Consider the following 11,568-nt stretch of genomic DNA (forward strand, 5'->3'; position numbering starts at 1 on the left):
CCAGTATTCTTTTCAGCCACATGTTTTATGAGGTACCGTCAATCAAATTATTTGAAAGGAAAATGTCATGCAACGAGAACGGCGAATTAAGCGTGAGCCCAAAGTTAAACTCAGATGGATTATCATCTTGCTGATTTTTATTCTGGGTTTTACAACATTTATCATTATCCATCAGGCTGAAAAGCCGATGGCAACTGCACGAAGTCAGACGATTTCGATTGCAAAAAAATACGCTGATTTAAAATCAGCAAATACCTTTTACTCGGCTAACCTTGGTAAAACTTATTATTCGGTTGCCGGTAAGACTAATAAAAACAAGCCGGTGTATGTCATCGTTGCTAAAAAGGGTGGTAATGTAACGGTTGTTAATCAACGTGCAGGATTAAGCGAAACCCAGATTAGAAATCGGATTCAACAATTAAAGCGGCCAAAAAAGATTAACAATGTCGGCTTAACGCTGATCAACAACAAGCCTTACTGGGTTATCAGTTACATTAATTCCAGTAACAATTTGTGTTTTGCGACTTTGAACTTTAAATCAGGGTCAGTTAAAAAATTGATTGAAAATATTTAGACGTAGATTATGAAAGGGAAAAAACAATGAAATTTTCAAATCGGGCAATGCAAGTTAAGCCTTCGGCAACGGTTGGCGTGTCAAATAGAGCTAAAGCAATGATCAGAAATGGGATTGACGTTATTAACTTAGGCATTGGGGAACCAGATTTTACTACTCCAAAAGTTATTGCGACTGCTGCAATTGATGCCATTCAACATGGTAAGACCAGCTTTTATACGCCTGCAAGCGGGTTACCCGATCTAAAAAGGGCAATTGTCGACCGAATTCAAGCAGATTATCATGTTAATTACGCGCCTGAACAAATTAGTGTAACTAATGGTGCCAAGATGGCTCTTTACGTTATCATGCAGGCATTGGTTGACAACGGGGATGAAGTCTTAATGCCCAAACCCAGTTGGGTTAGTTACAGTCAGCAGGTCTCACTGGCAGGTGGGACACCAATCCTTGTTGATACAAATGCCGAATTTAAGATCACAACGGATAGCCTGAATAGAGTTGTTAATGATCATACACGGCTTCTGGTGATTAATTCACCTCAGAATCCAACCGGAACCGTCTATTCAAAAGCAGAGTTACAAACAATTGGCCAGTGGGCGGTTGATCATCATGTTCTTTTAATTGCCGATGACATTTACGGAAAACTGGTCTATAACGAAACCAAATTTTATTCACTGATTCAATGTGGTAAACAAATTGCGAAATCCACTATTCTAGTAAACGGTGTTTCCAAGGCATACTCAATGACCGGCTGGCGAATTGGATACGTGGCTGCTGTTCCCGAAATTATCAGCAAAATCAATGCGATTCTTTCACATTCAACCGGGAATCCGGCTACAGTTAGCCAGTACGCTGCAATTGCAGCATTTAGATCCGATCAAACAGAAGTTGAAACAATGCGTCAGGCGTTTGAAAAACGTTTAAATACGATTTATCCATTATTGCAACAAGTACCGGGATTTCATATTGAACAAAAACCGGAAGGGGCATTTTACCTCTTTCCAAACGTTGAAGAGGCCATGAACATTGTTGGTGTCGACACTTCATCACAATTAGTTGAACTCCTTTTAAATGAAGCTCACGTTGCTGTTGTGGACGGTGGTGCTTTTGGTATGTCCGATTACTTAAGATTAAGTTATGCAACCGGCATGGAAGACCTAAAAATTGCCGTTAAACGTATTAACACGTTCATGACCCATTATTTAGAAAAAAAAGTATCTGGAGGAATTTCCATTGAGACAAATTAACATGATTGACGCACCTAAATACGTCAATGAAAAAGTAAAGATTGGTGTTTGGCTTACCAATAAACGATCAAGCGGGAAAATTGCTTTTTTACAGTTACGAGACGGAACTGCTTATTTTCAAGGTGTCGTGGTTAAAAATAACGTTTCTGAGGAAACCTTTGAACTGGCAAAAGAAGTTAAGCAGGAAACTAGTATGTGGATTACCGGTATTATTCATGAAGACAACCGATCACATTTTGGTTATGAAATTGAAGTTGAATCTATCGAGGTTGTCAGTGAGTCACATGAGTATCCCATCACGCCCAAAGAGCACGGTGTCGATTTCTTAATGGATCATCGTCATCTTTGGCTTCGTTCAAGTCGGCCGCATGCCGTTATGCGTATCCGAAATGAAGTCATCAAAGCAACTTATGACTTCTTCAATGATGAAGGTTTCATCAAAATTGATGCACCAATTTTGACCGGCAGTGCTCCTGAAGGTACAACTGATCTTTTCCATACAACATATTTTGATAAAGACGCCTATCTTTCCCAAAGTGGTCAACTGTATGAAGAGGCAGGTGCTGAAGCCTTTGGCAAGGTCTTCTCATTTGGCCCGACTTTCCGTGCTGAAAAGTCTAAGACTCGCCGTCATTTAATTGAATTCTGGATGATCGAGCCTGAAATGGCTTTCATGCACCAAGAAGAAAGTTTAGATATTCAGGAACGCTATATCGCTTACCTTGTTCAACGTGTCATTGATAATTGTCAAATGGAGCTCAAGACACTCGGTCGTGATATTGAAACGCTAAAGAAATATACAATCCTTCCTTATCCACGAATCAGTTATGATGAAGCCATTGACCTCTTAAAGAAAAATGATTTCGATCTTGACTGGGGCGTAGATTTTGGCTCACCGGAAGAAACCTTCTTAGCCGATCAATTTGACCAACCCGTATTTGTTTTGAACTATCCGAAAGCCATTAAACCATTCTACATGAAGCCGCACCCCACCCGTGACGATGTTGTCATCTGTGCTGATTTACTTGCACCTGAAGGCTATGGTGAAATCATCGGCGGCTCCGAACGTGCTGTCGATTACGATTACCTTTACGATCAAATCGTTAAGGCCGGCTTAGATCCTAAGGAATATTCATGGTATCTTGATCTACGTAAATACGGCAGTGTGCCTCACTCAGGATTTGGTTTGGGGCTGGAAAGAGCGCTTACTTGGATTACCGGTGAAGATCACGTCCGGGAAGCTATTCCGTTTCCACGATTGCTTAACCGAATTTATCCATAATGCTGTCGTATAAAGAGGTGAGTCAACTTGGATAGGTATGCACACGATGTGCTTCAATACGGACAGACGTCTATTACGAATCTTTTGTTAAAAAATTATCGCAAGATAGGGATGTCCAATGAAGAACTGCTTCTTTATATTCTAATCAAACGCAACCGGACCTTAATTGTCCCAATGCCTGAAATTGGTGGTCTAACGGCTTTAACGGGATATAGCAAACAACAACTTTTTGAGATCTTTCATCAAATGATTCAAAAAAAGCTGGCTAAAATTACTCAGGTTAATGTTGATAATCAGCAGGTCGATGCCTATGACTTTAATTCATTATATGAAAAATTATCGCTTGTTGAACAAGTAGATTCTACTAATACCAGTGAAGAAAGGGAAGCCATTCCGTCAACTGCACCACAAGTCAGTGATCAGCAAAGACAAGAGATGTTTGAAAGCATTGAGAAAGAGTTTGGCAGAACACTTTCACCGTTAGAAATGGAATCTATTAGTCAGTGGATTGATTTGGATCACTATTCTCCCAAAATGGTTGAATTAGCTTTAAAAGAAGCCGTTTTAAGTCAAGTATATAATCTTAAATATATGGATCGTATTTTAAGAAATTGGGAAAAGCGACACTTGAAAACAGCCCAACAAATCGAGGAATACAATCGAAATCGTACTCGAAATAATTCAGAAACTGAAGAACCTTATAAAGGTCCTAAAATTCCATTTATCGATATTACTAATCCTAATAAAGATAAATAGGGATTATGACACAAACTAGAGAAGCTGGAACAATAGTCAAGAATCTATATTATAACGTTCCTACTCCAAAGTGAAAATCCCGTAAAATCAGCGCTTTTGTAAAGTGATTTTACGGGGTTTTTTGAAAAATAGTGTTTTTTTGGACTTATGTCCCAACCATACAAATAGAGGGCCAGCCATTGGCTGGTCCTCTATTTGTATTGACCTATTATTGATCATTTATATCATTGTTATTCGAGTCAGGCGAATTACTATCTTGGTTATTTGAAGAATCAGAGGTTGAACCACCACCATCACTCGAGGAACCCGTTCCCGGATTATTATCCGTTGAAGATGAACTGGTACTGGAACTGCTATTGTCCGTACCATCACCGGACGACGAACCACTACCGCTTGGTTGCTGTGTTGTTGGTGCGGTTTGTGAAGATTCTGTTGAACTGCCCCGATTTTCTTCATTGCTTCTAGGAGACGTCGTAATCGTCCCGTTTGAGCTCGAACTACTTTCTACTGAGTAACTCCCAGCAGATGTCGTAGTATTATCCGTTACAGTCCCGGGATAACCGGAAACGTAATATTCAGTGTTACCGCCACGATTAGTGGCAACAACGTCACTCGGCTGTGTCCAATCACTATTAGGCTTGTTTTGAGAAACATAGGACATAACCGACTTATAAATCTGCTGAGAAATTTCACTTTGTGGCTGTGTGATATACGAATTTGCTTTAAACTGATGATCATATCCTGTCCAAATTGCCAACGCATAATTTTTAGTATAACCGGAGAACCATGCATCCATTGATGAATTTGCAGGAACTTTATTTAAATAATCATCAGGATACTGAGTTGTTCCTGTTTTACCAGCTTCGTACAACCCGGAAATCTTTGCGGTGGTTCCCGAACCGTCAGAATCAGTCATAACACCCTTTAACATATTGGTTATCATAAATGCAGTTGCGGGCGACATTGCACGTTTTCCCTTTGGATGGAACCGTTTAGTAACGCCATTTGCTTGAACAATACGATTGATAATATAAGGCTTGTAGTAAGTACCGCCATTTGAAAACGCAGCGTAGGAAGCAGCAAGCTGTTCAGAAGAAATATATAACCCGATACCATTTTGAAGACTCAACGTTTTCTTAAATGGCATGCCCAACTTTTTCAGAAAAGTAGTGGCCTTGGAAATACCCACATTTTCCAAAGTTCGAATAGCAGGAATATTTCTAGATTCAACGATTGCCTTACGCATGGTTATTGTTCCTTGATATTTATCGTCAAAATCCATCACGTTTTTGTCAGTTCCGGGATAAACATAAGGGGTATCTTTCACTGGCTGATAGGTAGGATATTTAAGATACTCAATTGCAGGGCCATAATCCATAATCGGCTTGGCAGTCGACCCGGAAGAACGACCGGTTTGAACGGCTCGATTAAGGCCAAACGCTACTTTGGTTTTGCGACTGCCTTGCATTGCCATTACTTTACCATTGTTAACGTTAACCAATGTTGCCCCGACCTGGAACCGGTTATTGGGATAAACAATACTTGGATCATTATTTGAAACTTTATATAGTTTCTTTTGAGCATTCATATTTAAATTCGTGTAGACTTTCAACCCACTGTTAGCTTTGTACCCCTTGTCTTTTAGTTCTTCCAAGGTTTGTTTTAAATAGGAGTCAATGTATTTCGACGTTTTGGCGGATCCACTCGTTTGGGTATGTGTCTTCGCCAAACCGCTTTTTACACTGGTATTCTTGGCGCGTTGAGCTTGAGCGGAAGTAATGGCTTTATTTTTAACCATTGCGTTCAAGACTTCATTTCGACGCTCGGTTGCGTATTTGGGATAAATGTAAGGATTATAATATTTTGGAGATTGTGGCATCCCAGCAAGCAACGCTAACTGCGGCAGTGTTAAGTGACCCAATGTTTTATTGTAATAAAACTCGGCACCGGTCTGCATACCGTACACACCATTTCCCATATATACTTTATTAATATAGAATTCAAGGATCTGGGATTTGGAATAGCGATTTTCAACTTGAATTGCAAGCCAGGCTTCTTGAGCTTTTCGTTTCAATGTTCGATCACTTGCCGCTGTTGAAAAGACCGAAAGCTTAACCAACTGCTGGGTTAATGTACTGCCACCTTGCATGCCTAACGATGAACCGGTCAAATTGGAGAGGGCCGCGCCAACAATACGAATTGGATCAACACCATGATGTTTATAAAAGCGTCGATCTTCAATTGAGACCACCGCTTGTTTCAGAGTACCTGGTATTTTATTTGATTTGACATAATCTCGATTTTGACTTCCCAGCCGTGAAATAACTTTTCCATTTGTATCATAAATTTGAGTGGAATTATCGCTTGAAAGTGCGGATTGAGTGATCCGGGGTGAACTGGATGCGTAATAAGCAAATAAGCCGGCTCCAAACAAAATTAAAAGTAAGAATAGACTGAGTACAATCTTGATAAAGCGTTTAAACGGGCCCTTCTTTTTTTTCTTTGTGAATTGTCGACCTTGTCTCATATTCGCTCGTGAATTCTGAGGATTATTCTGTGACATAGATTTCTCCTTCGTGATTATTCAATGATCAAATCGACCGCACGTAGATAGGGAAGTAGTGGGTTAATTTGATAAGGAACAGCAACGCCGATTTCTTCAATAGTTTTTCGCGGAATTGACTTCCGCCCACCGACTTGCTGCTGATCCCAATAGTCGATTAGATCCGTTGCCTTAAGTAGGAAAACGGATTGATCATTGACAAATTTGATAATAGCAAAACAAATGCCTCTTTGCTTTAAACATTCCCGCATATGTTCAACTTGATGTTTATGAAAATTTTTTAAAGGAAAAGACGTTTTGTTCTTCGTTTCCTTGGCATCAAAATCAATGTAATGACCTTGATAAACACCGTTATAATCAGTTGTTGATGCCCTTCGAAAATAAGCCTCCTTAATTCTTGCGGCACTTCGTTTGGGATAGTCTACCGACACAATTTGGATTGGGGTAGGTTTCTTGTGAATCACCGCAATTTCATTATTTAAATAAAATTTATTACTTTCGTTAAGTTCAGCTTCAAGCGTCATTCCACGATTAGAAAAATCAATTGAATCATTATGTGACTGCTCGAAGCCGGACTGACGATGGAATTGATGACCATCTGGGTATTTAATTGTCATAAAACAAACTCCCCTTTAACATCAATATGTACATTGTACTGCAATTTCATTTAAAATAGTCTTAATAATGATATTATAGCAAGTGGGTATGTGATTGAAAAATGTTTTATGAATGGGTGATATTGTGAGCCGTCTATGGATAACCGGCTATCGAAGCTACGAACTGGGCGTATTTAAAGATGATGATCCAAAGCGCAAAGTCATTGATTACGTATTGACAAACGAACTCAGACAGGCGATCATTGACGGTACGGACTGGATAATTTCAGGCGGTCAACTCGGAGTGGAGCAGTGGGCTTTGGAGGCTGCCAATTATTTAAAAAGTGAGTATCCGGATGAATTCCAGACTTCAATGATGCTACCTTTTGCAGAATTTGGCAATAATTGGAATGAAAAAAACCAACTGAAATTGCAGAAATTAAGACAATCAGTTGATTTTTCTGCGTCTGTTAGCCAACAGCCATACCATTCTCCGCAACAGTTAAGAAATTATCAAGAATTCATGTTAAATCATACGGATCAAGTGATCATGATATATGATTTAGATAATCCAGGAAAATCGCAGTACGATTTCGATAAAATTAAAGAATTTGCAGATAGTCATCCGTATCCATACAGGCTGATCACATTTGATGATCTCCAAAATGCTGCAGATGAGTATCAAGAAAACCAAAATAATAGTTTTCAAGATGATTAATATATGATATCATTTTAGTGGTTTGTTGCAAATTAAGACGAGGTGTAACCAATAAAATGGAAAACATTAACTATACTCCAAAAGATATCCTCCAAAAAGAGTTTCGACAAAAGATGCGTGGGTATGATCCAAATGATGTTGACAGCTTCCTAGATAATATTATTAAAGACTATGAAGCCTTTAATAAACAATTACAGGAGCTAAGTGACGAAAATGATCGGTTGAAAGTTCAGGTTGATGAACTAAATAAGCAACTTGCTGTTTCTGGTAACCAACCGATGACAACAACCGGTGCAGCTAATCCGACACCAAGTCGGCAGACTGCCAGCCAGCCAATGTCCAGTGCAACAAACATGGACATTCTTAAACGCTTGTCAAACTTGGAACGACGGGTATTCGGATCGCAACTTGATAGTGGCTCAAATGAGTCGCATCGGTTGTAATTAGTTAACTTGTTGATTAACTTCAGTGCAGATCCTCAGTAATTGCGGTCGGCTTTATGCCGGCTGAGGAAAGTCCATTCTCGCACAGGCTGCGATGCCTGTAGTGTTCGTGCTCGGTGAAAAAATAAGCCGGGGAACTCTTTTTAAGAGTTACGGCGGATTCCAAGCTAAGGCTTAGCTATGCGGCAGAATCCTTAAGGTGCCACAGTGACGAATGTCCTGAGAAATCTCGACAATGGAACGCGGTAAACCCCTCGAGCGGGAAACCCAAACTTTGGTAGGGGAGCTTCACACACGGTAATTGAACCAAGTGTGGGGGAGAAATAGGTTCTATTTCTCAGATAGATAATTACTACTTCCTAATTTGTTCCTGGAAGTTAGGAAGCACAAAACATGGCTTATAGGGATTTGCACTAAACAGGAAAAAAGACGGGAGCTTGCTCCTGTCTTTTTTAATATCTTCATAAAAAACAATTCTTAGCCAATGTTTATTGTTGAAATACGGTATGATAGTCATGTAAAGTATTGAAAATGAATCATCATGTATATTATTAACGAGCATCACCCTGGAGCTTTATTAACCAAATAACATATAACAGGGCGGAATTAAAGAATGATTAAGTTTTAGAACCTAAAAAAGATAAGCGAGAGTGAATAAGTTGAAATTTAATTTAGTTGCGACATGTGCCGCCGGAATAGAAGCTTTGGTAGGTAAAGAATTACGAAATCTGGGTTATGATACCCAAGTTGAAAATGGCCGAGTTCGTTTTTCCGGAGACGAAAAAGATATTATTAAAACTAATCTTTGGCTACGGACTGCTGATCGAATCAAAATTATTGTTGATGAATTCGATGCTCAGACATTCGATGATTTGTTTGAAGCCACCGCTGCCAATCAGTGGGATAAACTATTGCCAATGGATGCTGAATTCCCGGTTGAAGGCCGTTCACGCAATTCTAAACTACATAGTGTTCCTGATGTTCAAGCAATTGTTAAAAAGGCGATTGTAAACTCCTTGAGTACATCCTATCATCGTCACACCCGGTTACCAGAAACGGGTGCGAAATTCCCATTGGAAATTGCAATAAACAAGGATCATGCGATGTTAACTTTGGACACAACCGGTTCAAGTCTATTTAAGCGGGGTTACAGAGTTGAAAAGGGCCCGGCACCGCTAAAGGAAAATATGGCTGCAGCTTTAATTTTACTGACTAGTTGGTATCCTGATATGCCGTTTATCGATCCAATGTGTGGTTCTGGAACTATCCCAATTGAAGCGGCTTTAATTGGTAGAAATATTGCACCTGGATTTAACCGTGATTTTATTTGTGAAAATTGGCCTTGGATTGATGCGGATATGGTTCAGAATGTGCGTGACGAAGCTGATTCAAAAGCAGATTACGATCGAGAATTGGATATTTCTGCTAGCGATATAGACGGTAATATGGTCGAAATTTCAAAAAGAAACGCTGAAGAAGTTGGGCTTCTGGATGATATTCACTTTAAACAGCTGGCGGTCGCTGATTTTAAAACCGATAAAGTTAACGGTGTCATGATTGCAAATCCACCTTATGGTGAACGGATGAGTGAAAAAGATCAGGTCCACGATTTATATAAGCAAATGGGCAAAGCATTTAAGCCGCTTTCAAGCTGGTCCAAATACTTCTTAACCTCTGATCTCGAATTTGAAAAATATTACGGGGAAAAGGCTACCAAACGACGAAAATTATATAACGGCGCTCTAAGAACGGACTATTTTCAATATTGGGGTAGAAAAGTTCGGAATATGAATAGTCTATCTAACTATTAAGGTCATTTCAAATTTTATTTATGCTAAAATAAGAACTATTGGTAGAAAGAAGTGAGTGAATGCAAAAAAGAATTGCTGTTATCGGCGGTGGCATCATTGGAGCAACAGCAGCCTTTTACCTTGGTTACTTAGATCAGACCCAATCATTATCGGTCACACTGTTTGACGATGACTTGGGGCAAGCGACAAAAGCCGCTTCCGGGATCATTTCTCCCTGGTTATCCAAACGCCGAAATAAACGTTGGTATACTTTGGCAAAAGAGGGCGCGTCTTTTTACAGAAAGTTAGTAACAGATGCTAACCTTGGGACAAACGTTTACCAACAAACCGGAACCATTGTGACTCGAAAAGACCCAAATGATCTTGACAGCCTTTTTCAAGAAGCTGAAATAAAGCTCCGTCACACACCGGCAATGCGGTCAGTGGCCCTTCTTTCCTCTCAAGACGTCGGTAAGCGCCTCCCTTTTTTAACCAACCCGCCTGCAGGCATCTTGGTCGAGGGTGGTGCTAAGATTGATGGCTTGCGTTTCGTTGAAGCTCTATTGGATCAGGCACAAAAAAGGCATGTTGAAATAAGCCGGCAGCGCGTCTTTTTTGATGAAAGTGGCAAATTAAGGACATCAAAAGGGTTAGAATCATTTGATAAAATTATTATTGCGACTGGTGCTTGGATGAAAGGGACTCTAAAGCCGCTTAATTACTTGGTTAAAGTTCGACCGCAAAAGGGGCAACTAATCGATTTAACAATTAAATCAAAACACTATGGGAGCCATTTACCTGTTTTAATGCCCGAGAGCAGTTCTGATATTATTCCATTCGAACACGACAAGCTGGTTGTGGGTGCAACCCATGAAAACGATGGTGGATTTGATCTAAAACCCACTAGTGAAGCGCGTAATCGTTTACTGACAAATGCGAAGGCGTTCGATCAACATCTTCAGATGGATCAAATTGACCGCGTTCGTGTTGGTACAAGAGCGTATACCGATGATTTTGCGCCGTTCTTTGGACATCTACCAGATAACCCAAACATTTTACTTGGAGGAGGTCTGGGCTCATCTGGGCTCACGACAGGGCCACTTATCGGATACTTTCTGGCAAGGGCTGTCGTTGAAGGCCAGTTAGGTGTTTGGGATAAATATACCAAGCCGATTAGTCACTATATTATTTAGCATGGAGAGCTTGCATGGCAAGGTTATGAGCACCATGATTTTGAGTATCGGGAATCCATGTGTTAATAACAGTTGTAAAATGATTCTGCAATGTAATCAGTTGTTCTGTTTGTGTTTCAAAGTGTTTGGCATACGCTTTATTCAAACTGTCAATCACGATTTTGCTATCTGTATAGTAGAAAACAAACTCGGCTGGATCGATTCCCAGGCCAATTAATTTTTGAAATCCACCAATGGCTGCTTCAAATTCGGCATGATGATTATCCATCGACACAATTTTTTGGTTAAGCTGAATCTGATGGCCGTTTTGGATGATTAAAATGCCAATAGCAGCCTTACCGGATTGCTGATTAACTGCCGCATCCGTATATAATTTAATCATTTATATGCACCACTTTCTTTGTTA

At 39.9% G+C, this 11,568-nt stretch carries 11 protein-coding genes and 1 other RNA gene; 9 read left to right on the forward strand and 3 right to left on the reverse strand.

What is annotated here, in order from left to right; translation table 11 throughout:
* Positions 1-67: 67 nt before the first annotated feature.
* From HMPREF0519_RS05660 to HMPREF0519_RS05675, 4 genes are read left to right on the forward strand one after another with little or no spacing between them, the layout of a single operon-like run.
* Positions 68-574: a cell wall elongation regulator TseB-like domain-containing protein gene (locus HMPREF0519_RS05660; protein WP_004561504.1), complete on the forward strand. Its 507-nt coding sequence runs from the start codon at positions 68-70 to the stop codon at positions 572-574.
* A 26-nt stretch (positions 575-600) separates the two neighbouring features.
* Positions 601-1,821: a pyridoxal phosphate-dependent aminotransferase gene (locus HMPREF0519_RS05665; RefSeq protein ID WP_004561505.1), complete on the forward strand. Its 1,221-nt coding sequence runs from the start codon at positions 601-603 to the stop codon at positions 1,819-1,821.
* Between the two features lies 1 nt (position 1,822).
* Positions 1,823-3,103 carry an asparagine--tRNA ligase gene (gene asnS, locus HMPREF0519_RS05670; protein ID WP_003560425.1) on the forward strand — a complete coding sequence of 427 codons (1,281 nt, stop codon included), beginning with the start codon at positions 1,823-1,825 and terminating at the stop codon, positions 3,101-3,103.
* A gap of 27 nt (positions 3,104-3,130) precedes the next feature.
* Positions 3,131-3,859, forward strand: coding sequence for a DnaD domain-containing protein (locus tag HMPREF0519_RS05675; protein WP_004561506.1), 729 nt, complete (start codon positions 3,131-3,133; stop codon positions 3,857-3,859).
* 208 nt (positions 3,860-4,067) lie between these two features.
* Here HMPREF0519_RS05675 and HMPREF0519_RS05680 read toward each other — a convergent pair whose 3' ends face one another.
* Both HMPREF0519_RS05680 and recU read right to left on the reverse strand, forming a co-directional pair.
* A complete protein-coding gene (locus tag HMPREF0519_RS05680) occupies positions 4,068-6,422 on the reverse strand; it encodes a PBP1A family penicillin-binding protein (protein ID WP_004561507.1) in 2,355 nt (784 codons plus the stop codon).
* Positions 6,423-6,439: 17 nt separating this feature from the next.
* On the reverse strand, positions 6,440-7,039 hold the full coding sequence (gene recU / locus HMPREF0519_RS05685; protein WP_003560431.1) for a Holliday junction resolvase RecU: 600 nt from the start codon (positions 7,037-7,039) through the stop codon (positions 6,440-6,442).
* 124 nt (positions 7,040-7,163) lie between these two features.
* Here recU and HMPREF0519_RS05690 point away from each other — a divergent pair, with 124 nt between their 5' ends.
* The 5 genes from HMPREF0519_RS05690 (at position 7,164) to HMPREF0519_RS05705 (ending at position 11,162) form a co-directional block, all read left to right on the forward strand.
* Positions 7,164-7,736 carry an SLOG family protein gene (locus tag HMPREF0519_RS05690; RefSeq protein WP_190870505.1) on the forward strand — a complete coding sequence of 191 codons (573 nt, stop codon included), beginning with the start codon at positions 7,164-7,166 and terminating at the stop codon, positions 7,734-7,736.
* Between the two features lie 56 nt (positions 7,737-7,792).
* Positions 7,793-8,179: a cell division regulator GpsB gene (gene gpsB, locus HMPREF0519_RS05695; RefSeq protein ID WP_003560435.1), complete on the forward strand. Its 387-nt coding sequence runs from the start codon at positions 7,793-7,795 to the stop codon at positions 8,177-8,179.
* Between the two features lie 30 nt (positions 8,180-8,209).
* Positions 8,210-8,585, forward strand: an RNA gene (gene rnpB, locus HMPREF0519_RS13310) — RNase P RNA component class B.
* Positions 8,586-8,829: 244 nt separating this feature from the next.
* A complete protein-coding gene (locus tag HMPREF0519_RS05700; RefSeq protein WP_003560437.1) occupies positions 8,830-9,990 on the forward strand; it encodes a THUMP domain-containing class I SAM-dependent RNA methyltransferase in 1,161 nt (386 codons plus the stop codon).
* Between the two features lie 59 nt (positions 9,991-10,049).
* Entirely contained in the window at positions 10,050-11,162 is a 1,113-nt protein-coding gene (locus HMPREF0519_RS05705) for an NAD(P)/FAD-dependent oxidoreductase (protein WP_004561509.1), read from the forward strand.
* Here the strand turns inward: HMPREF0519_RS05705 and HMPREF0519_RS05710 are convergent.
* Positions 11,155-11,544: a ribonuclease HI family protein gene (locus tag HMPREF0519_RS05710; protein WP_003560441.1), complete on the reverse strand. Its 390-nt coding sequence runs from the start codon at positions 11,542-11,544 to the stop codon at positions 11,155-11,157. The genes HMPREF0519_RS05705 and HMPREF0519_RS05710 overlap by 8 nt on opposite strands.
* Positions 11,545-11,568: the final 24 nt, after the last annotated feature.

The organism is Lentilactobacillus hilgardii DSM 20176 = ATCC 8290 (assembly GCF_000159315.1).
In the GTDB taxonomy this organism is placed as follows: domain Bacteria; phylum Bacillota; class Bacilli; order Lactobacillales; family Lactobacillaceae; genus Lentilactobacillus; species Lentilactobacillus hilgardii.